Raw genomic sequence first — 23,027 nt, forward strand, 5'->3', positions numbered from 1 at the left:
GTGCGATTGGAAATCGCTCTCATGGCAAGAGATGCCGTCGCCGATTCCCCTTACTACGTCGGACGCGAAGCCGAGCTCGACTCCGTTCGCAGCCTAGTGCACGATGCCGCGCTGGGGGATGGGTCGGCTCTCGTCTGGCTCGGCGAACCGGGCATCGGGAAGTCGCGGCTCCTGCGCGAGTGTGCTAGAAACAGCCGCTCAGTCCAGCTCGTAAGCGTTCGCTGTGGGGCACCCGCGCAGTTCGGACCCGATCTTGCCTCGCAGCTAGCCGTTGCGTTTCGCGTGCCGCGCGAAGCGGACGGCGGGCGAAAGCGTACGGCCGCTCTGCTCGAGGCGTTGGCGAAACGCGCGAGGCATCGGCCGGTCGCATTGCTGGTCGACGACGTCCATCTTGCCGATGCGAGCGAACGTGCGACGCTAAATGGCCTCGTAGCACTGACGGGGCACCACCGGCTGGCCGTAGTCGGCACCGCCGAGGAAGATGGGTGGCGCGGCCGCATCGTTGCGCGCCGCCTAAGCCCCCTCGACGAAGCCGCCACCGAAGTGCTGGTCCGGAGCCTCGCCGGCGTGCGCGCGCTCTCGAACGACGACGTGCATGAGATCGTTCGAACCGCCCAGGGAAACCCGCGGTTTGCGATCGAGCTTGTCCGCAACGCGCTCCAGCCGCGACGCGATGCGCCGCTCGTTCCCGAGAGCGCGCGAGCGGCGGCGGCGCAAATCCGCGCGGATCTGTCGCGAGCAGAGTTCGAGATCCTATCGGCGTGCAGTATCATCGGCGATACGTTTCGCGGCGAGTGGCTCCCGGAGATCGTCGACCGCCCGCGCATCGAGGTGGCCGACGCGTTACAGCGCGCCAGCGATCTCGGCGTACTCTTCGAGCAAGACGCTGCTTCCGGCTGGTTTGCCTTTCGGCGGGAGGCCTTACGCAAGGCGCTCTGTTCGGGTGTCGTCAGCATCAAACGTGAAATACTCCACCAGCGCGTCGTCCAGCGGCTCGGCGGCGAGCGCGAGGCGGACACGCGAACCGTCTCCCTTCTGGCGCACCACGCCGAAATCGTCGAAGACCACGAGTGTGCCGCGGCCTCGTTCATGCGGGCCGCCGATCAGTTTGGGGATTCGGCCGACTTCGCGGCGGCTGCGGAGTTTTACGTTCGCGCCGCCGCGCACGCGGAGCGCGGCGGCGCCAGGTGGGTCGCCTGCATGAAGCAGACGATGCGCTGCTATATCAATACGAGCGATTTCCGGCGCATGTCGTCGGTCGCTCGCTCTGTTGTCGAGACATTGGACGCGTCGCAGGAGGCCGAGACCGTCTCCAACGCCCTCGACTATCTCTTCTTGGCTCAACTGATCGAAGGAGACCTCGGTAATATCGAAGAGACGATCGCACGATTTGGGGAACTCGGCCTTCCGAACAGCGAGAACCGCAAGTGGGTCGCGATGCTGACGCTAGCCTACTGGCTCTCATATACCGGGCGCCTCAGCGACGCCACTCGGCTTTTCACTAAAGTACCGTTCGATCGCCTTGAAAACGACGAAGCCCGGCTCCGCTATTTCATCGCAAAAGCTGAGATCGAAGCGCTCGTAACGCCGCTGCGCCGTACGCTCGCGGTGATCGACCAAGCCGTTGAAGCCGCGAACCGTATGCCCGCCCTACGCGCCGCGGTCTCCGCCTACGGCTCCGGCGTCGAAATCGCGTGTCGTTTCGGCGACCTGCGCCTCGCTCGCGAGTACGCCGAGCGCGCGGACGCGGTCGCGGCAAAGAGAGAGGGCACCGTCAACGATCTGCGCCATCGAGCGCTGAAGGAACGCATGCGAATTGCGCTGCTCGCCGGAGACGTGGCCGACGCCAAGCGGCTCTTCCACGAGCACGCGGCCTGGCGCGCATCGGGCCGCCATAGCGAAGCCTTCGATGCGAGCGCCGCGGTCACGATCGGCATGCGCTCCGGCGATCTTGCGCTCGTCGATGCGTTTTTCGACTCGCAGCTCCTGCACGATGCAATCCGCGCGAACGACGCGGAATCTTGCGGAATGCTCCTCGCCGGCTTTGGCGAGGTGATGCAGGTTCGCGGCATGAGCAAAGACCTTCGCGGCGTCCTCGAGCGCTGCGTCAGCGAGGAGTTTATCGATCCATATACGGCGATTCAACTTTGGGCCGCGCGCGTCGCGGCGATCGGGTGCGCCGCCCGGGCCGTCGAACAGACCGAACGCTATTTCACCGCTGCGCTCGCGCCCAGCGCCCAGGCGCACGTTGCGTTCTGCAAAGCGACGCTCCTGAGCCGGCAGGGGCGACACGCTGCCGCTGCCGAGCTCGCCTCGAAGGCTGCGGCGCGATTTGGCGAGATCGGCTGGCGCCTCTATCAAGCCGGCGCGCTCGAGCTCGCGGGGAATCCACGCGCGGCCGCGCGCGTCTACGCCCAGTGCGGTGCGACGGCGGACGTCGCGCGTCTGGCCGCCGGCGAAACGTATAAAGCGAAGTACGCACCGTTCGGCGCACGCCTCTCCCCGCGCCAGCGCGAAGTGGCACGACTCGTTGCCGCGAAACGGTCGAACCGTGAGATCGCGACGGTCTTCGAGGTCAGCGTTCGGACGATCGAGCACCACGTCGAAGCGGCCTTTAGCAAACTGGGAATACGCGCCCGCTGGGAGCTGACGCCGGAGATGCTCGATCCGCCGGCTACGTGACCTCGGCCAGCGCGTCGACGAGCGGCTGCAGGTCGGCGACCGCGTGCTGCACGCGCGGATCTGCCGACGCGCGATACGCCTCAAGCAGCTCGCGATAGTTCCAAAGCGCCTGCTCCGGCGTTGAATGAAACCGATTCCAGACCGTCGGGCCGAAACGCTGCACGTCGCCCAGCGTCGCCCGCGCGTTGTGCAGCTTGTCCGCGGCGCTGACCAGAAGCACGGAAGAATCGCCGGTTTCGCGCAGATGCTCGTGGTAGCGCTCCTTACGAAACTGCCACGGCTCTTTCTGCCGCGGATCCTCGACCAGCGAGTCGGAACATCCCTCGACGATGCCCGCGACCCGGCCCCCGAAACGCTCGCGAATTTCTTCGAGCACCGGTGCGCCGCCGCGATCCTCGGGCGCATCGTGCAGGAGCGCCGCGATCGCCTCCTCCTCGTCGCCGCCGTATTCGAGCACGAGGCTCGCGACCGCCAGCAGGTGGCTCAGGTAGGGAACTTCGGTGCCCTTCCGCCGCTGATTGCCGTGCACGCGGTTAGCATAGGCGACCGCGTCGTCGAATCGCTCGGAAAGCTTCATTATGGCGCTCTTCGAAACGGACGTTCTCGTGGCCTACGGCGCAGACTTGGAAGCAAAGGAGTGGATGCCCGAACATGTTTGAGAACTTGACGACCAGACCCGACCCGCTCATCTATTTCGTCATCGTCTTCCCGATCTCGCTGCTGGCGCTTGCCGGCGGCTATTTCTACTCCGCAAGATCGCGATGGAATCAGCACGACAAGGCCGGTTGGGCATACGGCTTGGGACAGGCGGCGATCTTCGCGCTGATCGCGCTGATTCTGGGCTTCTCCTTCTCGTTTGCGGCCGGCCGGTACGAGGCTCGCCGGAGCCTCGTCGTGACCGAGGCCGACGCCATTCGAACCGCGTTTCTGCGCGCCGCGTTCCTGCCCGGGGCGCAGAGCGTTCCCTTCCGGCACGCGCTCGTCGAGTATACGCGCGCGCGGCTCAAGAGCTACGACGAAGTCGAAGATCCCAACGCCGAGCGGGCCGCGATCGACGAGGGTAAGCAGCTGCAAGGCGAGCTCTGGACGATGGCGACGAACGCGGTCTTGCGCGATCCGCGCAGTACGCTCTTTGCCGACGTAACGCGCTCGGTCGTCGAGACGATCAACGCCTCCGAAGAGCAGCTCGCCGCATTGAGCAACCACGTGCCGCGGCCGATCATCTTCATCATCGTCCTCTGCACGATCGTCGGGGCGTTTCTTTTCGGATTGACCTTCGGCTACGCTAAGGAGCCGCATGCCCTGCTCTCGGCGATCTTCTGCCTCTTATTTGCGGCGACGGTCTTTACGATCGTCGACCTCGACCACCCGCAAGGAGGCTTCATCGCCGTCGACGTGGCGCCGCTGCAGTCGCTGCTCGAAGACATGACCAACTCGCCGGCAACGCGGCTGATCCGCTCGCAGGTTCGCTAGAAATGTGCTTCAGAAGTTGAGGTCGGGCTCGCCCGCGAAGCGGAAGAGCCGGTCGAACTTCACGATGTCGAGGATCCGCTTAACGTTGGGGCGGATGTTGATCAGCGTGACCGGAAAATCTTTGAAACGAAAGTGCAGCAGCGCGAGCTGGTGCAGAAACGTCGAATCGATGTATGTCACTCGGCTCATGTCGACCGACGCCGGCCCGTCGGGCACCAGGCGCGCAAAGAGCGCGGCGACCTCTTCCTTTCGGCTGAGATCGTATTCGCCGTCGAGTTCGACGCGGCGAAGAGCGTGGGAACGCAAAGCCAAGCAATGGTAGCACCGTCTCTCCGAGCAAATCCTTGAAGCAACCTGGGAACCCAACAGGGCCTCGCCGATCGTGCGAAGGAAGTCGGGGCATGAGAACGCCGACTCCGGCGCCCGGGCCGGCCTCCACGCCCGGTCCTTCGGAAGCGTTTTGGAAGCGCTAAGCCGCGACGAGTTCGAGCGGGTCGTTGAGGAGGCGCTGGAATCACTTCCGCAGCGCTTCAACGACCTCATCAAGAACGTGGCCATCGCGGTCGAGGAGGAGCCGACCGACGAAGACTTCGAGAGCACGGAAGGGGAGGACGATGACGAGCTGCTCGGCATCTATCGCGGCGTCGCCCTCACCGAACGATCGCACGACGCCCCGCTTCTTCCCGACGAAATCGCCGTCTTCCGCGGCCCGATCAACCGCGTCGCGCGCAACCGCGCCGAAGCGGTAGACGAGGTGCGCGAGACGCTGATTCACGAGCTCGGCCACTATTTCGGGCTCTGCGATGAGGAGATGCCCTACTAAAAGAGCGAACCTGGCGGCGTGGCCAAGCTAAAATCGGTCGTCGTCCGGCAATTCGAGCCGCGAGATATCGCACCGTGCGGACGGATTTGTTACGAAGCCTTTCGTGCGATCGCGCAGCGGCACGGCTTCCCGCCCGATTTGCCGAGCTCCGAGGCCGGCGCCGGCATCATGGAGACGCTCCACGACAGTCCCGGATTTTACGGCGTCGTCGCCGAGCGCGACGGCGCGGTCATCGGCAGCAACTGGCTCGACGAACGCAACGCGATATCGGGGATCGGCCCCATCACGATCGATCCAGCAGTCCAGGACGGCGGCCTCGGGCGCCGGCTGATGGACGCGGTGATCGAGCGCAGCGACGCGCGCGGCTTCCCCGGCGTGCGCCTCGTGCAAGCGGCCTATCACTCACGTTCGCTCTCGCTTTACACCAAACTGGGCTTCGCGTCGCGCGAAGAGCTCGCCGTGATGGATGGCGACGCGGCGGACTCGAACCTAACGGGCTACACCGTTCGTCCTCTCAGACCCGATGATCTGCGCGCGTGCAACGAGATATGCACGGGCGTGCACGGCTTCGATCGGGGCGCGGAGCTTGCGGCCGCCGCCGCGGCGAACGCGGCGTTCGTCGCCGAACGCGAGGGCGCAATCCGCGCGTACACCTCGGGCCTGGGTTACTTCGGTCACTCTGCCGGCGAGACGACCGACGCTATCTGCGCGCTGCTGTTGACCGTCCCCCGGCTGCCGAGCCTCGGTGTGCTCGTGCCGATTCGCAACTACCGGCTCTTTCGCTGGTGCTTGGATCACGGCATGCGGGTCCTCATGACGATGACGCTCATGTCGCGCGGGCTGTATCAGGAACCCTCCGGCCCATATCTCCCATCCATCTTGTACTAGTGAGCGCGTTGCGGCGGCTCGTCCGCGGTTATTCCGACCTCTTCAACGGCTTCAGCAATCTAATCGCCGCGCTCCTCATATGCCTGCTCGGAGCGCTCCTGTGGGATCGCGGCCGCGCGATGGAGCTGGACTTTGCATCATTCGGCATGGGAGCAATCTTCTTCAGAAACGAGCTCGATACGCTGGGACTAGCGACTCTGGCCGTCGCGTTTACCGCCGTCGCCGCCCGCCTCATGCAAAGCTCACGATCGTCCCGCAAGTCGCAGCACGTACGGCAGCTGCTCGCGGTATTAGGCCACGCCCTCACGATGACCAGCGACGGCGCGACGATTCGCGTGGCGTGCCGGCTCTACGACCGCAAAACCAAGAGGCTGCTCCCGTACGAGACTTGGAGCATGCACCGCCACGCGGATACGTACGATCCAATCCCCTGCCAAGGCCCCGACTCCGAGAAGTTTGTCGTCGTGCGAGCCTTCAAAGGGAACTGGATCGACAAAAACGACGTACATATCAACGGCGACTATCCGCCCAACGTAAGAGTCTGGCAGGAGCTCAAAAGCGTGCTGGCCGCGCCGATCAGGAGCTTCGAATCGTCGGACCACGAGACCGCGCCGCTCGGGACGCTTTCGTGCGACAGCAACAAGTCGCTGGTTGAGAGCCGTTTCCACGATCAAGCCGCGATGGACATGGCGTCCGTCTCCGCAGCCTACATCTACGAGATATTGACCGGAGGTTGGGCATGAACAGCGACACGGAGTTGCTCGCAGCGGCAGATGCAGCGCGAAAGAACGCTTCTGCCGAATTTTCACACTTTACGGTTGGTGCGGCCCTCGAAACCGCCGATGGCCAAATCGTAACCGGGGCAAACATCGAAAATTCTTCCTACGGCTTGACGATGTGTGCCGAGCGCGTCGCGCTCTTCAAGGCGCTTTCCGACGGGCACCGCGAATTCAAAAGACTTCTCATCGTATCAGAAGATAACAGAGGCGTCGTGCCGTGCGGAGCGTGCCGCCAGGTCGTGTGGGAGTTTTGCGGAGATATCGAGGTGCTGTCGGCTGTACCCGGAGAGGTCGTACAGCGCTACAAGATGGAAGCCCTTTTACCAACTCCTTTTGACGCACGGAGCCTGCAATAGACGGCCTCCGCACCGTGGTTACTTGAAAAGATTGACTGCGTTACGGAGCGTCAGCGCAACTCCCCAAGCAAGCGGTATACCAACCCAAAGCCAAGCGAGCACGAGTGCGACGGTGTAACTCCTAGTCTGCTGCATGCTGCGTCTCCAGATAACGGCGTTCGTCCACGGGTCGCACGGCGAGATTACAAAGCAATCCAACGACGAGCAGCCCGGCCATCACGTACATGGTGACGGAGTACGCGTCGGCTTTCGCAACGCCGTGATTGATCTGATATTCGCGAATGTAGTTGAAGAGCACGGGCCCGAGCACGCCCGCGGCAGACCACGCGGTGAGCAGCGCTCCGTGAATCGCGCCGACGTTGACGGTGCCGAAGAGATCGCGCAGATAGGCTGGGATCGTCGCGAAGCCGCCGCCGTACATGCTGATTATGATCAGGAACGCGAGCACGAAGAGCACGATCGCGTGCATGTGCCCGAAGCTCGGCGCGAGCACGTAGAGTATCGCGCCGAGGATGAAGAATATGGTATAGGTCGTCTTGCGTCCCATGAAATCCGACGCGGAGGCCCAGCCGATGCGGCCGGCCATATTGAAGATGCTCATGAGCCCCACGAAGCCCGCGGCGGCAACCGCGGTTACCCCGAACATCTCCTGAATCATCAGCGAGGCTTGGCCGAGCACGCCGATGCCGGCGGTGACGTTCAAACAGAGCACGAACCAGAGCACGTAGAACTGCGGCGTGCGCAAGCGCTTGCTCGAGCACGACGTTGCGCGTCGTAACGAGGCCGTGGGAGGCGGTAGGCGCGACGTACCCTTGCGGCTGCCAGTTCTCGGGTGGAACGCGCACGATCATCGAGCCGGCGAACATCCAAACGAAGTAGACGATCGCGAGCACGATCATCGTCTGCGCGACGCCGGTATTCGCTGCATTAGCGAAATGCTTCATTAGCAGCACGGAGAGTGGCGCACCGATCAGCGCGCCTCCGCCAAAGCCCATGATCGCGGTTCCCGTCGCCAGACCAGGCCGGTCTGGAAACCACTTTACGAGCGTCGAGACCGGCGAGATATAACCGATGCCCAAGCCGCAGCCGCCGATCACGCCGTAGCCGAGATAGACGAGCCACAGCTGATGCGCGTCGATGCCGAGGCTCGCGACGACCAAACCGATGCAGAAGCAAAGCGCCGCAACGAACATCGCCGCACGCGGGCCGGCACGCTCGACCCACTTGCCGAACACGGCCGACGAGAGTCCGAGAAAGACGATCGCGATGCTGAAGATCCAGCCAATCGGCGGCACCGACCAATCGGTTGCCGCGGGCGCGGTGATGCCGATCGCCTGCGACATCGGCTTGGTGAAGACGCTAAATGCATACACCTCGCCGATGCAAAGGTGGATACAGAGCGCCGCGGGCGGAACGAGCCAGCGATTGAAGCCGGGGTTTGCAATCGAGCGTGAACGATCGAAGAATGCCGCCATGGCTGACGGTTCTTTTTGCGGGCGAGGGGCCCTGCAGTTTCTCAGCCGTCCAAATTCATGAATTCGTCGAGGGCCGCGAGCGCTTCGGGCAGATTCACTCGACCGTATCCGAGACGGCAATGCGCGTCGCCGGCGTCGAATGCGGTGCTTGGTAAAAGCAGCACCCCCGCGCGTTCGACCAAGCGCGTGCAGAAGGCTTCGCTGCTGCCGGCGAGATAACGCGGAAACGCCGTCGTACCCGCAAGCGGCCGCGTCCAGCGAAAACGATCGGCGCGACGGGCGAAAAAACCGTCGAGCAGGTCGAGATTCCGCGAGGTGATGCGCGCCACGCGCTCCCAGAGCTCGCCGGCGTGGCGCAAAGCAAGCGCTGCGAGCAGTTCGCTCGGCGCGCTGTTGCAGATCGTCAGATAGTCTTTGATCGAGGCCATCTCGTCCAACAGCGACACATCCTGCGCGGCGGCCCAGCCGATTCGCAAGCCGGCGAGCCCGTAGGCTTTGGCCGTGCCCCCCAGCGAGACGCCGCGTTCGTAGAGATCGGCGGCTGCCGGCAGCCGCTCCGCCTCGCGCTCGGTGCCGCGATAGACCTCGTCGCCCAGCAGCCAGATGCCGCGCTTGCGCGCGATTTCGACGATCGCGTCAAGCGCGCGGCGGGTGAACTGGTAGCCGGTCGGATTGTTCGGGGTGGTGATGACGATCGCGCGTGTCTTCGGACGGACCAGGCGTTCGAGCTCGCCCACATCGGGCGCTCCGCCGAGGTCGAGATCGGCATCCCAGCGCGTGACGTGCGCACCGAGGCTCTCTGCAATCGAATAGTGCGACTGATATGCCGGGAACTGCACGACGAGATGATCCCCGGGCTCGAGGATCGCGTGCATGAAGGCGAAGATCGGCTCTTGGGTGCCGCTGTGCGCGAGGATCTGTTCTGCGCCGCGGTTTTCGTAAAGCGAGGCGATAGCATTACGCAGCTCTGGAGTCCCGCGCGAGTCGATATATCCGAGCCGCAACTCGGCGAGCCGGCGATCCGCACCGGGTTCGAGCGCGAGCAGCTCGCTTATCGGCATCGATTCGGGGTCGCTCGAGCAAAGCAGGTAACGTGTGGTGAATTCGTAGCGCGCGAAGAACCGTTCCAACGCGAAGGGCCGAAGAGCATGTGCTTTCATCTTGCGGCGCTTCTCGGCGGCGGAGCTGCGGTCCGGCCGCCGCAGACTATACTATTAGGAATCTAGTTGACAACGCGAGCCGTCGGTGGTAGTCTCTATTACAATCTAATAGCTCTGGAGGATTTGCGCGAAGTGTCTCGCCGAAAAGCGGTCGTCCTAACCGATCACGAGCTGCGGCTCATGGAGGTGCTTTGGCGCAACGGGCAGGGAACCGTCGCCGAGGTTGTCGAGGGACTCGAGCCGCCGCCCCTTACCTATAGCACGGTGCTCACCACGCTGCGTACGCTGGAGCAAAAAGGACACCTTACGCACGACGAAGTTGGGCGCGCTTTCGTTTACCGCCCGGCGATCCGGCGAAGCGACGCGGCACGATCCGCCGTGCGGCACGTGCTCGACCGTTTCTTCGGCAGCTCGCCCGGAGCGCTCGCGGTAACGCTGCTCGACGGCGAACGGCTCTCCTCAGACGAGTTGGCCGAGATCAAACGGCTGATCGCGCGCAAGCGAAAGGAACGCTCGTGATTGCCGGCGTGCTTCTCAATGGCTTGTGGCAGGGAGCGCCGCTGGTCGCGATCGCGTGGCTGGTTACGCGCCTGATTCCCCGTTCCAATGCCGCCACGCGCTACGCCATTTGGTTTGCGACGCTGCTGGCGCTGGTAATCGTTCCGATCCTAGCAACCGCATCGCACGCGGGCGCGTCGCTCGCCGGCCTCGTGCAATCGCACGGCGCGGGATCGGCCGTCAAAATTACCTTGGTCCCGGCGGGCTCTTTCGTCTCGCACGCCGACGCGGTGTTTTCGTGGGCCGCGCCGGTCTTGCTCGGCTTTTGGTTTGCTGCGGCGGTGCTCGCGTTGATCCGTCTCGCGGTCAGCTTTTTTAGGGTCTACGCGATCCGGCGGGCGTTGCGGCCCCTCGCCGGCGCCGGCCGTGACGTCTGGGTGTGCGACGATCTCAGCGTGCCGATCGTCGCGGGCATCCTTTCCCCGGCGATCGTAATCCCGAGCGCGATTGCAAACGAGCTCACCCCTGCGAACCTGCAGCGGATCGTCGCGCACGAGCGCGCGCATATCCGCCGTTACGATCCACTCTGCAATCTGATTGCCCGCGCAGTCGAAGCGCTGCTGATTCTCAATCCCTGGGTGTACCTTGCGGGGCGCAACCTGTGCCTCGAACGCGAGGCCGCCTGCGACGATTGGGTCGTCGAGAGCGTCGGCAGTCCGGGCGAGTACGCCGCGTGTCTCGCGTTGCTCGCGCAATCGGTTCGCTCGCGAAACGCTCCGCTCTTAACCCCGACCGCGTTTCACTCGCGGCGCACCCTCATCGAGCGTATCGAACGTTTGGGTTCGAACGAACCGCGCCGCCTTACCATCAACTCCTTTGCCATCGGAGGTGCCGTCATGCTGTTTCTCATCGCAACGATCGTGCTGCAAGCACTCTCTCCTGCTCTCGCCCTCACGCCCGCGGTGCCAAAAAGGCTTGTGGTAGCGGCGACGTGCGCTCATCCGGTCGTCGAGGCATCCGCTACCGACCCCGCGCCGCCGATGCTGCCGCACGGGCTGGCGGTTTCCGGAACAACCGAGGTCTTAGTGACGCTCGCGCCCGACGGCCATGTCCTCAAAACATCCGTCGTGAAGTCGAGCGGCAATAAAACCGCCGACACTGCCGTCCTCGAAGCGGCTCGCAAGAGCAAGTACTCGCCCGAGATCGCCGACTGCGCGCCCGTCGAGGGAGCGTACCTCTTCCGCGCAGACTTCAAGCCGAGCCCCTAGAAGATAGGTTCCTCGGCCCTGCTAATGGGGGCGCGGCTCCCAGAGCTCGATGCGGTTGCCTTCGGGGTCGACGATCCAGCGGAACCGCCCGTACTCGTGGTCCTCGGCTCTTTCTAGAACGGTAACCCCTGCGCCAGCGAGCTTAGCGATCAGTTCGTCGAGGCCGTCGACCCGAAAGTTGAGCATCACCGGCTGCGTGCGTTCCCAGTAGTCGTCATCGGCATCGAAGATACTGAAGACCGTCAGCGCATTTGGATCGGGATCCTCCGACCAACGGAATGAGATCCCTTCGCCCGGTTTCTCAACGATTCCGAGATGCTTCTCGTACCATTTCGCGAGCGCTGCGGGATCCCGCGCGCGAATGAACACTCCGCCAATCCCAGTTACTCGGGCCATTTGTTCCTGGCTTTTCGACATCGCAAAGGGGGAGACCCTAGCGCCTAGACCCAACTGAGCCGTTAGCCGCGAGGCAGAGGCTCGCAAAGCACGAATACCTTCTAATGGCGTCCGAGGTACTTCCGAGCGGAACGGTTACGCTTTTATTTACCGACATTGAAGGCAGTACCCAGCTTTGGGAACGCCATCCGTTGGCGATGCGTGAGGCGTTATCGCAGCACGATAACCTGGTCCGTTCGACGATCGCTTCGAGCGGCGGTGCCGTATTCAAAACCGTCGGCGACGCCTTTTGCGCGGTGTTCCGAGATCCAGAGGACGCGCTTAGCGCATCCATCACACTTCAGCGCGCCTTGCACGATCACGCATGGCCGGCGGAGACCGGTGCAGTGCGCGTCCGCATAGGTATTCACAGCGGTGTCTGTACCGAGCGTGACGGCGACTACTTCGGGGCGACGACAAACCGTGTTGCGCGACTGATGTCGGCCGCCTACGGAGAGCAGATCCTTTTATCCGAAGCAACTGCCGCTCTGCTCCAGGACGCACTTCCGGAAGGGGTCACGCTCCGCAACGTTGGCCTGATTCGGCTAAAGGGCCTCAGCAGACCGGAGGCTGGTTTCCAAGTGATAGCGCCGGGCCTGCGCGCTGATTTTCCCGCGCCGAAGATGCTCGACTCGCGCCCCAACAATTTGCCCACGCAGATTTCGACCTTCGTGGGGCGTACGCTCGAGCTGCAGCAGGTCAGTACTCTGCTTTCTCGCGGCCGGCTCCTGACGATCGTTGGCCCGGGTGGTATTGGAAAGACCCGACTGACATTACAACTTTGTGCGACTGCCGCAGATCGCTATCTGGATGGGCGCTGGTTGGTAGACCTTTCCCCGGTTCGCAATGCCGACTTCATTCCGCAAGCCGTTGCCGATGCCTTAGGCGTTCGCGAACGCGCCGGTGAGCAAATAGAGGCGACGTTACTGGAGCACCTCGTCGACAAAACTCTCCTCCTAATCCTCGACAACGTCGAGCATCTGATCGGTGGCGTAACCCTCCTCGCGAAAAATGTCCTCTCGAAGTCACCTGGTGTAAGTATCTTGACGACGAGCCGTGAGCCACTGCACGTGGTCGGAGAACAGATTTATCGGCTCGGACCGCTGACCGAGGGTCGAGCGCTTTTCCTGGAGCGCGCGCGCCAGATCGCGCCAATGCTTACGCTTGACGATTCTGACGGTTCTGCGATGGCATCGCTCTGCGCGAAGCTCGAAAACATGCCCCTGGCGATCGAACTCGCGTGCGCTCGCCTCTCCTCGATGACCCTGGAGCACTTGGAACGCCGCCTCAGGTCCGCGCTCACGCTTTCGAGCAAAGATTCGACGGAGACCTCGCGGCACCGGACTCTGCGCGAAACGATAGCTTGGAGCTATGACCTGCTCTCCCACGACGAGCGCGTAGTGCTGCGGGCGCTCTCGGTGTTTGGCGGCGCATGCACCCTTGACGCGATTAGTGCGGTGGCGCCAGAAATCGCGAACGCCAACGAGATCGTCGATTCCCTCATCGACAAGTCGCTTCTCGAGGCCGAGGATCACGACGGCGATGCCTACTATCGCCTACTGGAGGTAGTCTGCGAGTACGGCCGCGAGCAGCTCAGGCAGTCGAACGAGGAAGCGGCAGCCGAGGCCGCACACGCAGGCTATTACGCGTCGATCGTATTGCAAGCGGCAGACGCCTACGGCAACGGCTCGCCCCCGGCAATGCTCGATAACGACACACCTAACCTTCGGTTGATGCTCGAATGGTATTTCGCAAACGAGCAACCAGAAGCAGTGCGTCTGGTTCGTACGCTTTCGTCCGATTGGCGAATGCGCGGAAATATTACTGAAGGCCGGTCCTGGATAACACGCGCTCTCAGCCTCGCAGAGAAGGAAGATTCTGACCGCGCACGTCTCCTTTGCCTAGGTGCGAGTTTCGCTACGTTGCAAGATGACTTAGATGAATCGCTAAGGCTTTCTAATGAGGCCCTCGGCATCTTTCGCTCACTCGATAGCAGCGAAGGGATCGCTCAGGCGCTCTTTCGCATTGCCGAGGTTCAACATCGCCAGGGTCACCTTGATACGGCTGAAGCTCTCTACCGCGAAAGCTTTCCACATTTTATCGAATCGGGTGACGCGCGTGCGGAGATGCTGTGCCTTGGGAATCTCGGAATGTTGGCGCGCCAGCGCGGGGATCTTCAACAGGCTCTCCAGCTGCTCGAAGACGCCATGGAGCGCGCGCAGCGCCTAGGCGAAGCCCGCATCCTCGGCGACGTCTCGATGGCGATAGGATGGGTGAAGTTAGGGCTGCGCGATCTCGAGAGCTCGCGGAGGCTGTTCGAGCGGACGCTTACGGAGCGGCTTCACCAAGGCGACCGATATGGAGCTTGCGCGGCGAGGCACGGGCTGGCAACCGTTGACTTAGAGGAAGGCCGCTTCCACGCAGCGCTTGAGGGCTTCATGGCGACCCTTCACGATGCTTCCGAGCTTCATGCCAAAGACTACATCGCACGCGCCCTTCACGGCATCGCCGCCGTCAAAGCAACGGATGGAGAATCCGACCTCGCTCTTCGTCTTTTGGGGATGGCCGATCGGCTCTTTCGAGAAAGCGGCCGGGAGCTTCACGACAGCATCGCATACGAGATGGCCGTGACGAAGCTGGAAGCTGCCATGCCGGAAACGCGGCGCGCTGCGCTGCGCCAAGAAGGAGCGCAGATGGACATGCGTGACGCGGCTGCCGTTTTAAACCGTAGCAAAGCGCTGGAGGTGACACCGTGATCAAGTTTCTTCGCGGAGTCATCCTTGCGATAAGCGGAGCGATTCTCGCTTCGTGCACGGCAGCGAACCAGGAGCGCATATCCGAGCCGCACGTCCTGCGCATCGCGGACTGGTCGGAACCATCTTCACTTAACCCGTTGCTGGCTCACGATCAAGATACGATCGGCCTGGATCTTCTCGTCGTCCAGACTCTGGTCGGCATATCACGCGACAACAAGATCACACCGGTATTAGTAACGCGCGTTCCATCTCGTGCAAACGGAGACATTTCTTCCGACGGAAGAACGATCGTTTATCATCTCAGGGATAACGTTCGATTCGCCGATGGCGTCCCGCTCCGTTCGGCGGATGTGGCATTTACCTATCATGCTATTATGGATCCACGAAACCCCGTCATCGAAGACGCCTATAGACGCATCGTTTCGCTCACTACGCCGAACCCACAGACCGTCGTCGTCAAGCTCCGAGAACCTTGGAATGCGGCTACACGCGAGCTTTTTGCAGAGTCCGATTTTGCTTTCGGCATCTTACCGGCGCATGCATTCAAGACGACGCTGCTTCGAGGGTCGGCGTGGGAACAGACTCCGTTCGGCACGGGACCCTTCCGTGTGACTCGTTGGTTCCGTGGAGATCGAATCGTTTTCGAGCCCAACGCCTATTTCGCGCCTCGGCCTAAGCTGAAGCGAATCGATGTACGAATCATGCCGGACCTAAGCTCCGTTGCAGTCGCCCTGCGTTCGGGCGAGGTTGATGTGGCACGCGTACCGTCCAGTCTCGCGGCACAGATCCGTCCGGATTCCGGATTGCGAATCGTAGCGACTCCGATCAATGGAATGGACTATTTATCACTTCAAACGTCGGCCGCCCCGACAAACGATGTTCGGGTTCGGCGAGCAATAGTTAATGCGATTGACGTTAAAATGATAGGTCGCGCGCTGCATATCTTCAGCCCTCCGGCCGCGGCATTCCTACCGCCGGTGCTTTCCTGGCACGACACCAGCCTCGAACCAGCCGTTCGTGACGTTTCGAAAGCAGATCTCCTCTTGAAGTCGGCCGGCTGGGAGTGGTCCGGAAGTCAGCGTAAAAAGGATGGCGTTCCGCTCAATGTGTTGATCGTCGCGCAGATTGGGAGTTCCGGCGTTTTTTCAGCCCTCGTGCAGCAGCAACTTCAAGCGGCGGGAATCGGCTCGACGGTAAAATCGTTCCCTGCAAGCATCTTCAACGCGCCTAATGGCCCGCTCAGGACGGGCAGGTTTAACGTCGCCGAGCAGGGCTGGATCGGCGGCGCCGACCCGGAGCAGAGCGTGGATTTCGCATGCAGCCAAGTAGGGGCGAATGGAACCAATATATTCCGCTTTTGCGATCCTCGTTTCGACGCTGCGTATAGAGATCAAGCGTCTACTGCGGACGAAGTGAACCGCGCTAGCGATTTTCGCGCAATGCAACAGATCATCGACGACGAGGCTCCGATTGTCCCGCTGTACTACACGCAATATCTCGATGCTGAGAACCGGCACGTCGTCGGCCTCGCTCGCAATATGCTCGGCTATCCGCTCAGTCCCGAAATGTGGGACGTAAAATAAGTTCCAGAAAAAAGGACTACCGACCGCTCGTTAGGAACGCTAAGCAAGCCAGCACCTGTCTTGGGTTTTTCAAAAGCGAGGAGGCTAGCGAATGAAGTTACAAGTTTTTCAATGGGGCCTTATTGGAGTTCTTATTCTGGCCACCGCATATTTCGGGTTTCGTGATAATTGTCTGGACGGAAATCCGATAGGCTTTGACTTCAAAACCGGAAGCGGCGTCGACCTCAAGGTTGACGGTGCACCTACGAGCCCATGCCTTCCGTCCACTGCACCCGGAGCGCCTAAGCAGCTTCCATGCGTAGTTCAGATTCGCTACCTGACCGACCCGGCGCCGAAGTGCCCGTCGCAGGCAACAAGTGATGATTGCAAGTCTAACGGGACGGATAGAAGCCTGCCAGAGTGTCCCAAGTCTGCCACGTGTATCACGATTAATGCCTCTGCCACGGTTCAGGACCAGGATGAGGACGGCGAACATCCGCTAAGCACAGCCCCCGGGAAAACTCAGACTAAAATAATTTTGTCCCCGATGCGTTAGGAAAAACTGCGTCTATTGCACGATCCAAGGAGGTCTTCCGCGGCCTGCTCGCGCGAACGCAGCCCGCTCAAAGCGATCCGACCGAACCGAACGTACCAATGCGGCAACTCGGCGTGCCTATCACTCCCCCGTCGGCGAGAGCCCTAGCCTACCCCGTGCGAGCAGTCACGTTCTCAAGGCGTCGCTTCTTAAAAACTCAGTACTAATGTATTACGGGCCAAAACCGGGACGTCGCATCATCGCTCGAGCGCCGCGTAATGCCGCGCGGAAATGACCACGCCGTCGATGCCGCTTATTCGAGGCATCATGCAGCGAAATCGCCACCCAGGCGTCGAACGCTTTGAGCGTGACCTCTGCCACGCGAGTCTTGATTGCCGGGGCCGGGCCGACGGGACTCGTGCTCGCGTTGAGTCTCGCCCGACAGGGCATTCCGTTCCGGCTGATCGACGCGGCGGATGGACCCGGCGAACGGTCGCGCGCGATGGTCGTGCAGGCTCGCACGCTCGAGTTCTACCGGCAGTTTGGCTTCGCGGACGCTATGGTCGAGGAAGGAATCGTCGTGCAGCGCCTGCATTTGCGTGAAAGCGTCCGTGGAGGCGCATCGCGCGAGGTGTTGCAGCTTCGCTTTAGCGATCTGGGCGCCGGCATCAGTCCCTATCCGTTCGCGCTTACGTATCCGCAAGACGATCACGAGCGCTTCCTCGAAAAACGTCTCGCGGAAGCGGGCTTTGCGGTCGAACGGAAAACCGCGCTAACCGGATTGTCGCAGGATGAAACCGGCGTCCGCGTGACGGTTACCGGGCCAAACGGTGAGGAAGGGATCGAGGCCGAGTATCTCTGCGGCTGCGACGGCGCGCACTCACGGGTGCGCGAATCACTCGGCCTGGGCTTTGCCGGCGTCACGTACGAGCAGCCGTTCTTCGTCTGTGACTGCAAGGTCGCCGAGGGGTTCGATACCGACCTTTACGCCAACCTCGGCGAGCACGCGCTGGTCCTGCTGTTCCCGGTTCGCTCGAGCGGAATGCAGCGCTTGATCGGGCTCGTCCCCCCGGAGCTTTCGAAAACCGAAAACCTGACCTTCGACGACATCCGCAATCGCATCGAACCGGTACTCGGCACGCGGGTGACCGAGGTCAACTGGTTTGCGTTCTATCGCGTGCACCACCGCGTCGCCGAGCGCTTTCGTAACGGACGAGCGTTCATTCTGGGCGACGCCGCGCACATTCACAGCCCGGCGGGCGGTCAAGGGATGAATACCGGTATCGGCGATGCGGTGAACCTCGGCTGGAAGCTTGGCGGCGTGCTGCGCGGCCGAACGGCAGCAAACGTTCTCGAAAGCTTTGAAGAGGAGCGCGTCGCTTTTGCGCGCGCTTTGGTGGCAACGACCGATCGCGCGTTCACCGCCATCGTCGCGCCCGGCCTCGCCGGTGAGTTTATCCGCCGCTTCGCTGCGCCGCTCGGCATCGTAGCGGCGACGCGGCTGCCGGTCACGAGGCGCACCTTCTTCCGCCTCGTTTCCCAGACGCAGATTCACTATCCCGATTCAAGCCTGAGTGAGGGTAAGGCGGGCGGCGTCCGCGGCGGCGACCGCCTCCCGTGGGTGGAGAGCATCGACAACTACGAACCGCTACGCTCGCTGGACTGGCAGCTGCACGTCTACGGGCAGCCCGGAAGCAGCGTCGCGGCGCTCTGCGAGCATCTCGGCATTTCGGTAGAAGCGTTCGCGTGGAGCCGCGACGTAGCAAAAGCCGGTTTCGCCCACGACGCCGGCTATCTCGTTCGGCCGGACGGCCACGTTGCACTCGCATTTGAGGGCGACGAGCCGGCGCGCTTGGACGCTTACGCTCGGGGCATCTCGCTTTCGGCGATCGCGCCGAACCCCTAGCGGGAGATCGCCGTCTCCAGTGCCTGCTCGAAGCGCTGGGGCTGGTCGAACATCACAAAATGGCGGCTTGGCGTGATTAGGACGACCTTACCGTCGGGGGCATTTTCAACCCAGCGCGTGTAGTCGTCTTGCTTTTGCGCGGCCGTTTTGAAGCCTTGATACGGATCGATATCGGGGTCGAACGGGATGATGGCGGTAAAGGGAACCGTTATTCGTTTGAGGCCCGGCGTGAGATCGAGCGAGAGCGCGGCCTGCAGCCACGCGACGATCGCTGCCGGCTTGCTGCGCGCGGCCAGGATCTCGACGGTTTCGACATCGCCTTTTTGCGTGATCGTATGCTGCAGCGTCTGCTTGCGGGCGACGGCGCTCACCTCAGCCTGCGGCAACCCTTCGTACGGAGCCGTGCTTTTCTTTACGGCCGCGTCGCGGGCCGGCTGCGTTGGAGCGACCGGGTATCCGCCTTCGACCGTCACGAGATTTGTGAGATCGTTGGGATAGTGCTCGGCAAAGTAGACGGCGAGCGTTCCGCCCAAACTGTGTCCGACGATCACCGGCCGGCGGAGATGCCGGGTGACGATCAATTCATGCAGGCTCTCCGCCGCGCGAGCCATCAAGTCGTCGCCTGGTACCATCGGACGACCGCCGAAACCGGGCAAGGTCACGACGACGTTGTATTCCTTCGAAAGCTTGTTGATCTGCGCGTTCCATTGCCATGAGCCGCAAAAGAGCGCCGGAATAAAGACGAGCGCGCGATTATCGCGATTGCCGAAGCGTTCGACTTTCAAGATGCCGGAGTAGGAAGTGCCCTGCGGCTGTACGTGGCGCTCAGAGACGGTCGCACCACAGCAGAGCGGCGCGGCTGAGAGCACCACGAGTATCAGCGCGCAACGCGTCAGGAGCCTCATGCTCTCGCTATTCGGCGTGGCCTTCGAGGTTCCAAGCAGGCGTTTCGGGGACCCGGCTTACTCGGGTTCGTAGGCACTCTTTGGGAGAGGCCGAGCCCGAATCGCTCCACCTTCATCTGCTTCGATAAGATCGACGTAGTAACGAAGATCCTCCCGACCGGGATAGCGTTGCGCGCGACGCGCCTCGAACGTCGCTTTCTCATCGTCGCTGCGTTGACCTCGATCGAGGATGCGGTGGTTGAGATCCTGCGCGTCCGCCGCGTCGTAGTGCCGGCCGTGTGCTTGTATCCAAGCATAGACCCGATCGTCGTTGTGGCCTTCGCGCACGTACGCTTCCAGCACGTCGCCATCGACTTCCAAGAACCCCAGCACCGTGGCATCCATCCCAACGGTCTTGTAGTTATATCCGTCCAGGGTTGGCGTTCCGACGGCGCGCATCTTATCGATCAGCCGCGGCAGGAACACCAAGCCGAGTGCCTTTTCGTACGGGCTGCGGAATGGGCGCCCGGACCCCTCGTTGCGCATCGCTCTACACTACTTTCAGAGGCACCGCATTGCAATAAAACTTTCTAAAAACCGTTCGTGCGCGCCTGGCGGTTCACTCGATCGACCGGCGCGACATCCAGATCAGCAAACGCCGCGGGCTCAGCCGCGAACCGAGCACAACCAGCTTATTCGAAAGCCCGGGAACGACGAGATCGCGCCCGGCCAGCATCGCGCGGTAACCGCTTCGCGCAACCGGCGCCGCCCTTGCCAAGGGCAGTTTTCCAAAGAGCAGCGAACGGCCCGCATTCGCGCGCTCGGCAAAGCCGGTTGCCGAAGCCCCGGGAGCCAGACAAGTCACCGTGACGCCCGTGCCGCGAAGCTCCTCGGCGATTCCCTGCGAAAAAGAGAGCACGTAGGCCTTACAGGCGTAGTACACCGACATGAATGGGCCGGGCAGCAGGCCGGCTGTCGAAGCGACGTTTAAGATTCGGCCGGAGCCGCGGGCACGCATAGCCGGAACGTAAGCGCGAACAAGCTCGGTCAACGTCAAGACGTCGAGGGCGATCTCGTCGCGAATGCGCTCCGGCGGGATCTCGTCGAAGCGGCCGTTCGTGGCGAAGCCGGCATTGTTGATCAGGACGTCGCACTCCGGCACGTGCTTGAGTACGGCTGCCGCGGCATCGGGCTTGCTCAAATCTAAGACCAGCGTCTCGACGCTCACGCCGTATCGCGCACGCAATTCCGCAGCCAACGCTTCGAGCTTATCGCCCGAGCGCGCAATAAGTACGAGATCGTGCTTGTCGGCGGCGAGCAGCTTGGCAAACTCTAAGCCGAAACCGCCTGAGGCGCCGGTCACGATCGCACGACTCATACCGCCTACTTTCTCGAGCCGCTCGCACGGCTCGAGCCGCAGCCTTCAGGTTATTGCTTTGAGCCGGGCCTCGCAGGCCTCCCAGTCGATGTTGCCGATGAAGGCTTCGACGTACTTACCTTTGTCGGCCGGCTTGTAATCGCGCAGCCACGCGTGCTCCCACAGATCCATGACGACGATCGGCTCGCAGCCGGCAAGGTTGTTGACATTGTGGTCGCCGACCCAAACGTTGAGGAGCTGTTTTGTATCGGGATCCAGGTAGGTGATCGCCCAGCCGATGCCGCGCATCCCCCCGGTCGCAGCGAAGTCCTTCTTCCACTGTTCCGCGTCACCGAACGATTTCCCGAGGGCATCGTGCAGCTTGCCCGATTTCAAGGCCACCGGCGAGCTGGTGAGGTTATCGAAATAGTATTCGTGGAGCCGCATCCCGTCGAACTCCCACCCTAAGCGCCGGACGATCTCGGCAAACTCGGGGCTCGCGCCGGAGTTCTGGCCGCCGCTTCGAAGCGCGTCGATTCGGTCGAGAAGCGCATTGGTGTTTTTGACATAGCCTTCGTACAGGCCGAAGTGGATCTCGAGGGTTTGGTCCGAGATGCCCTGCAATCCGGACAGATTCCATTTTTTAGGCGAATATCGCGCAGTAGTACTAGCTGTGGTCATAGAGATGCCTTACCCATCCGCCCATTGAAAATCCTACGAACCATGCGACGGATTGAATCAAGCTATGCGTAGGCTGCTCAACTTAGGATTACCTACCTTTATGTTCGGGTATGTTTGGGGCTGTTTTGCCGGCGGGCGAGGGCCGGTTGGCAACGGTCCGGCCGTTTCGGGAGCCCCTGCGACGAATAGGCAGCCGCGGCGAATTTCAAACGTTAGCCGGCCAGACGATATCTTGTGCGTGACCGTCGCTGCGGCAGATCGTCACCGCTTCGCTTGGTCCCGGCCAGCTTTTCACCGCGGTACGATAGGCGCGTCCGTCGAGCTCCATCGAAACGTGCGCAAAGGGCGCGACCGCCGATGCCGCCTCAGCGCACTGCGCGATCGTGCCGACGAGGCGGGCTTTCTCTTGGGGTGAAAGGTGCTCTTCCACGAGGGTGCTGATCGCGACCGTGACGCGACCGCCGGCCGTGCCGCCTTCACGCGGAAGCCAAGTCGCGTAGCTCTCTTGGTCGACCGTGACCGGAAACGCGCGCGCGACCGCGAGCGCGCCGCGCAGACGCTCGAGACGGTCGTGTTGATCGGGCCAAACGAACGACGTCAATCGTAGACGGTCTTCTTCTTTTGTTGCATCGAGCGGGTGGAGATCGCAACCGCGGCGATCGGTTATTTCGAGATAAGCGTCCAGCGACGCCGGGTGCCCCGAGGCGATGCGATTGCGCAGCACTAGCGGCGATTCCGGATCGCCCCAGCGCCAGTCGCCGCCGTCGTAGCCGAAGCGGTCGAAACGAAGATTGAGCCCCGCGCTCGCGCCGATCTCGCGAAGGCGCAGCGGCATCCCGAAACGCGCCGCCAGAAAAGCGCACGCGGCCAGCAGCGGCATCGAACGCGCCGGCTCGTTCGTCTGGGGGATCCTTGCGAGAATCGGCGCCAATCGCTCGGGCGTGCGCGCGACAATTTCGCGGACGGCTCGCCAGGCGGCGCGCGCGTCGCCGTTGCCGCCGGTTGACGGATAGTGCGTTCGAAGCTTCGGGTCGCCGGACAATGCGAGATAGTGCAACGCACCGGCGAGATGCAGTCCGGGGCGAAAGTACCCGTCGAGGGAGTCGAACAACGCCGCGACCGCGCGATCGCCCGCGCGATACTGCGCGATCGCTTCGCGCAGCAACGCAGCCGTGAACGGGGAGCCCATCGCCGCGCAGGCCTGCGCCTGGTGTTCCAACCGCGTCGTTATATCCGTCATTTTCCTCGTAAGTATAAGCCCTGGTTTTTTCGGGTATCGTAAAACTCCCAACCACGTGCTGGCGGCAGGCCAGGCAATGAAAGGAAGAACGATGTCGGTCGAAGACCCCACCGTCGATCCGCGGCCCGATCCCGACGACCCCGAAGCGCCCGAGACGAATCCGAATTCGCCGCCGCCGAACCCGGCCGAAGGTAGTCCGTTGCCCGACGAAGACGGGGGCAACAACGACGTCAGCCCCGGCGGAGAATAGGCGGAGCGGCAGGTACGCA

Annotated in this window: 22 protein-coding genes and 1 pseudogene; 13 read left to right on the top strand and 10 right to left on the bottom strand. The window is 62.4% G+C overall.

All coding sequences use genetic code 11. From position 1 onward, the window contains the following. The first annotated feature begins 21 nt into the window (after positions 1–21). A complete protein-coding gene (locus VGG51_12000) occupies positions 22–2,682 on the top strand; it encodes an AAA family ATPase (GenBank protein HEY1883752.1) in 2,661 nt (886 codons plus the stop codon). Here the strand turns inward: VGG51_12000 and VGG51_12005 are convergent. Further along, positions 2,675–3,259 carry an HD domain-containing protein gene (locus VGG51_12005; protein HEY1883753.1) on the bottom strand — a complete coding sequence of 195 codons (585 nt, stop codon included), beginning with the start codon at positions 3,257–3,259 and terminating at the stop codon, positions 2,675–2,677. The two genes, VGG51_12000 and VGG51_12005, sit on opposite strands and share 8 nt — an antisense overlap. 74 nt (positions 3,260–3,333) lie before the next feature. On the opposite strand from VGG51_12005, the gene VGG51_12010 reads away from it, so the two are divergent. Continuing rightward, the gene (locus VGG51_12010; protein HEY1883754.1) at positions 3,334–4,155 is read left to right on the top strand and encodes a hypothetical protein; all 822 of its coding nucleotides are present in this window, start codon (positions 3,334–3,336) and stop codon (positions 4,153–4,155) included. 9 nt (positions 4,156–4,164) lie between these two features. Here the strand turns inward: VGG51_12010 and VGG51_12015 are convergent, their stop codons facing one another. Continuing rightward, positions 4,165–4,467 carry an STAS domain-containing protein gene (locus VGG51_12015; GenBank protein HEY1883755.1) on the bottom strand — a complete coding sequence of 101 codons (303 nt, stop codon included), beginning with the start codon at positions 4,465–4,467 and terminating at the stop codon, positions 4,165–4,167. Between the two features lie 148 nt (positions 4,468–4,615). On the opposite strand from VGG51_12015, the gene VGG51_12020 reads away from it, so the two are divergent. From VGG51_12020 to cdd, 4 genes are read left to right on the top strand one after another with little or no spacing between them, the layout of a single operon-like run. Next, on the top strand, positions 4,616–4,978 hold the full coding sequence (locus VGG51_12020) for a metallopeptidase family protein (protein ID HEY1883756.1): 363 nt from the start codon (positions 4,616–4,618) through the stop codon (positions 4,976–4,978). A gap of 18 nt (positions 4,979–4,996) precedes the next feature. Beyond that, on the top strand, positions 4,997–5,866 hold the full coding sequence (locus tag VGG51_12025) for a GNAT family N-acetyltransferase (GenBank protein HEY1883757.1): 870 nt from the start codon (positions 4,997–4,999) through the stop codon (positions 5,864–5,866). Between the two features lie 8 nt (positions 5,867–5,874). Beyond that, complete coding sequence (locus tag VGG51_12030) at positions 5,875–6,609, top strand: hypothetical protein (GenBank protein ID HEY1883758.1); 735 nt, start codon at positions 5,875–5,877, stop codon at positions 6,607–6,609. Further along, on the top strand, positions 6,606–7,001 hold the full coding sequence (gene cdd, locus VGG51_12035; GenBank protein ID HEY1883759.1) for a cytidine deaminase: 396 nt from the start codon (positions 6,606–6,608) through the stop codon (positions 6,999–7,001). Before VGG51_12030 ends, cdd begins: the two co-directional genes overlap by 4 nt. Before the next feature lie 121 nt (positions 7,002–7,122). Here the strand turns inward: cdd and VGG51_12040 are convergent. Then, positions 7,123–7,755, bottom strand: a pseudogene (locus VGG51_12040) (MFS transporter). Positions 7,756–8,138: 383 nt separating this feature from the next. Here VGG51_12040 and VGG51_12045 point away from each other — a divergent pair. Continuing rightward, complete coding sequence (locus VGG51_12045; GenBank protein ID HEY1883760.1) at positions 8,139–8,537, top strand: hypothetical protein; 399 nt, start codon at positions 8,139–8,141, stop codon at positions 8,535–8,537. On the opposite strand, the gene VGG51_12050 is transcribed toward VGG51_12045, so the two are convergent. After that, positions 8,518–9,636 (bottom strand): aminotransferase class I/II-fold pyridoxal phosphate-dependent enzyme, encoded by a 1,119-nt coding sequence (locus tag VGG51_12050; GenBank protein ID HEY1883761.1) that lies wholly within the window; start codon positions 9,634–9,636, stop codon positions 8,518–8,520. The genes VGG51_12045 and VGG51_12050 overlap by 20 nt on opposite strands. A gap of 132 nt (positions 9,637–9,768) precedes the next feature. On the opposite strand from VGG51_12050, the gene VGG51_12055 reads away from it, so the two are divergent. Both VGG51_12055 and VGG51_12060 read left to right on the top strand, forming a co-directional pair. Beyond that, on the top strand, positions 9,769–10,155 hold the full coding sequence (locus VGG51_12055) for a BlaI/MecI/CopY family transcriptional regulator (GenBank protein ID HEY1883762.1): 387 nt from the start codon (positions 9,769–9,771) through the stop codon (positions 10,153–10,155). Then, positions 10,152–11,402, top strand: a complete 1,251-nt coding sequence (locus tag VGG51_12060; protein ID HEY1883763.1) for a M56 family metallopeptidase — start codon at positions 10,152–10,154, stop codon at positions 11,400–11,402. The genes VGG51_12055 and VGG51_12060 overlap by 4 nt, the downstream gene beginning before the upstream one ends. A 21-nt stretch (positions 11,403–11,423) precedes the next feature. Here the strand turns inward: VGG51_12060 and VGG51_12065 are convergent, their stop codons facing one another. Next, the gene (locus VGG51_12065) at positions 11,424–11,798 is read right to left on the bottom strand and encodes a VOC family protein (GenBank protein HEY1883764.1); all 375 of its coding nucleotides are present in this window, start codon (positions 11,796–11,798) and stop codon (positions 11,424–11,426) included. A gap of 104 nt (positions 11,799–11,902) precedes the next feature. Between VGG51_12065 and VGG51_12070 the strand changes: the two genes are divergently transcribed. The 3 genes from VGG51_12070 to VGG51_12080 all read left to right on the top strand — a co-directional run bounded on the left by VGG51_12070 (position 11,903) and on the right by VGG51_12080 (position 18,596). Then, positions 11,903–14,593 (top strand): adenylate/guanylate cyclase domain-containing protein, encoded by a 2,691-nt coding sequence (locus VGG51_12070; protein ID HEY1883765.1) that lies wholly within the window; start codon positions 11,903–11,905, stop codon positions 14,591–14,593. Continuing rightward, positions 14,590–16,176: a peptide ABC transporter substrate-binding protein gene (locus VGG51_12075; GenBank protein HEY1883766.1), complete on the top strand. Its 1,587-nt coding sequence runs from the start codon at positions 14,590–14,592 to the stop codon at positions 16,174–16,176. Before VGG51_12070 ends, VGG51_12075 begins: the two co-directional genes overlap by 4 nt. An 881-nt stretch (positions 16,177–17,057) precedes the next feature. Continuing rightward, complete coding sequence (locus VGG51_12080; protein ID HEY1883767.1) at positions 17,058–18,596, top strand: FAD-dependent monooxygenase; 1,539 nt, start codon at positions 17,058–17,060, stop codon at positions 18,594–18,596. Here VGG51_12080 and VGG51_12085 read toward each other — a convergent pair. From VGG51_12085 to VGG51_12105, 5 genes are all read right to left on the bottom strand, one after another. Next, positions 18,593–19,501, bottom strand: coding sequence for an alpha/beta hydrolase (locus VGG51_12085; GenBank protein ID HEY1883768.1), 909 nt, complete (start codon positions 19,499–19,501; stop codon positions 18,593–18,595). The genes VGG51_12080 and VGG51_12085 overlap by 4 nt on opposite strands. 57 nt (positions 19,502–19,558) lie before the next feature. Then, positions 19,559–20,026, bottom strand: coding sequence for a DUF5069 domain-containing protein (locus VGG51_12090; GenBank protein ID HEY1883769.1), 468 nt, complete (start codon positions 20,024–20,026; stop codon positions 19,559–19,561). Between the two features lie 73 nt (positions 20,027–20,099). Beyond that, positions 20,100–20,858, bottom strand: coding sequence for an SDR family oxidoreductase (locus VGG51_12095; GenBank protein ID HEY1883770.1), 759 nt, complete (start codon positions 20,856–20,858; stop codon positions 20,100–20,102). 45 nt (positions 20,859–20,903) lie between these two features. After that, entirely contained in the window at positions 20,904–21,461 is a 558-nt protein-coding gene (locus tag VGG51_12100; protein HEY1883771.1) for a Fe-Mn family superoxide dismutase, read from the bottom strand. A 262-nt stretch (positions 21,462–21,723) separates the two neighbouring features. After that, positions 21,724–22,758: a DUF2332 domain-containing protein gene (locus tag VGG51_12105; protein HEY1883772.1), complete on the bottom strand. Its 1,035-nt coding sequence runs from the start codon at positions 22,756–22,758 to the stop codon at positions 21,724–21,726. Positions 22,759–22,849: 91 nt separating this feature from the next. On the opposite strand from VGG51_12105, the gene VGG51_12110 reads away from it, so the two are divergent. After that, complete coding sequence (locus VGG51_12110; protein HEY1883773.1) at positions 22,850–23,008, top strand: hypothetical protein; 159 nt, start codon at positions 22,850–22,852, stop codon at positions 23,006–23,008. Positions 23,009–23,027 lie beyond the last annotated feature (19 nt).

This window comes from Candidatus Cybelea sp. (assembly GCA_036489315.1).
Lineage (GTDB): Bacteria > Vulcanimicrobiota > Vulcanimicrobiia > Vulcanimicrobiales > Vulcanimicrobiaceae > Cybelea.

Bases quoted from the DNA above. Each gene is read 5' to 3' on its own strand.
- VGG51_12000 (HEY1883752.1), top strand. From the start codon at position 22: ATGGCAAGAGATGCCGTCGCCGATTCCCCTTACTACGTCGGACGCGAA.
- VGG51_12005 (HEY1883753.1), bottom strand. From the start codon at position 3,259: ATGAAGCTTTCCGAGCGATTCGACGACGCGGTCGCCTATGCTAACCGC.
- VGG51_12010 (HEY1883754.1), top strand. From the start codon at position 3,334: ATGTTTGAGAACTTGACGACCAGACCCGACCCGCTCATCTATTTCGTC.
- cdd (HEY1883759.1), top strand. From the start codon at position 6,606: ATGAACAGCGACACGGAGTTGCTCGCAGCGGCAGATGCAGCGCGAAAG.
- VGG51_12045 (HEY1883760.1), top strand. From the start codon at position 8,139: ATGCCGAGGCTCGCGACGACCAAACCGATGCAGAAGCAAAGCGCCGCA.
- VGG51_12050 (HEY1883761.1), bottom strand. From the start codon at position 9,636: ATGAAAGCACATGCTCTTCGGCCCTTCGCGTTGGAACGGTTCTTCGCG.
- VGG51_12065 (HEY1883764.1), bottom strand. From the start codon at position 11,798: ATGGCCCGAGTAACTGGGATTGGCGGAGTGTTCATTCGCGCGCGGGAT.
- VGG51_12070 (HEY1883765.1), top strand. From the start codon at position 11,903: ATGGCGTCCGAGGTACTTCCGAGCGGAACGGTTACGCTTTTATTTACC.
- VGG51_12085 (HEY1883768.1), bottom strand. From the start codon at position 19,501: ATGAGGCTCCTGACGCGTTGCGCGCTGATACTCGTGGTGCTCTCAGCC.
- VGG51_12090 (HEY1883769.1), bottom strand. From the start codon at position 20,026: ATGCGCAACGAGGGGTCCGGGCGCCCATTCCGCAGCCCGTACGAAAAG.
- VGG51_12095 (HEY1883770.1), bottom strand. From the start codon at position 20,858: ATGAGTCGTGCGATCGTGACCGGCGCCTCAGGCGGTTTCGGCTTAGAG.
- VGG51_12105 (HEY1883772.1), bottom strand. From the start codon at position 22,758: ATGACGGATATAACGACGCGGTTGGAACACCAGGCGCAGGCCTGCGCG.
- VGG51_12110 (HEY1883773.1), top strand. From the start codon at position 22,850: ATGTCGGTCGAAGACCCCACCGTCGATCCGCGGCCCGATCCCGACGAC.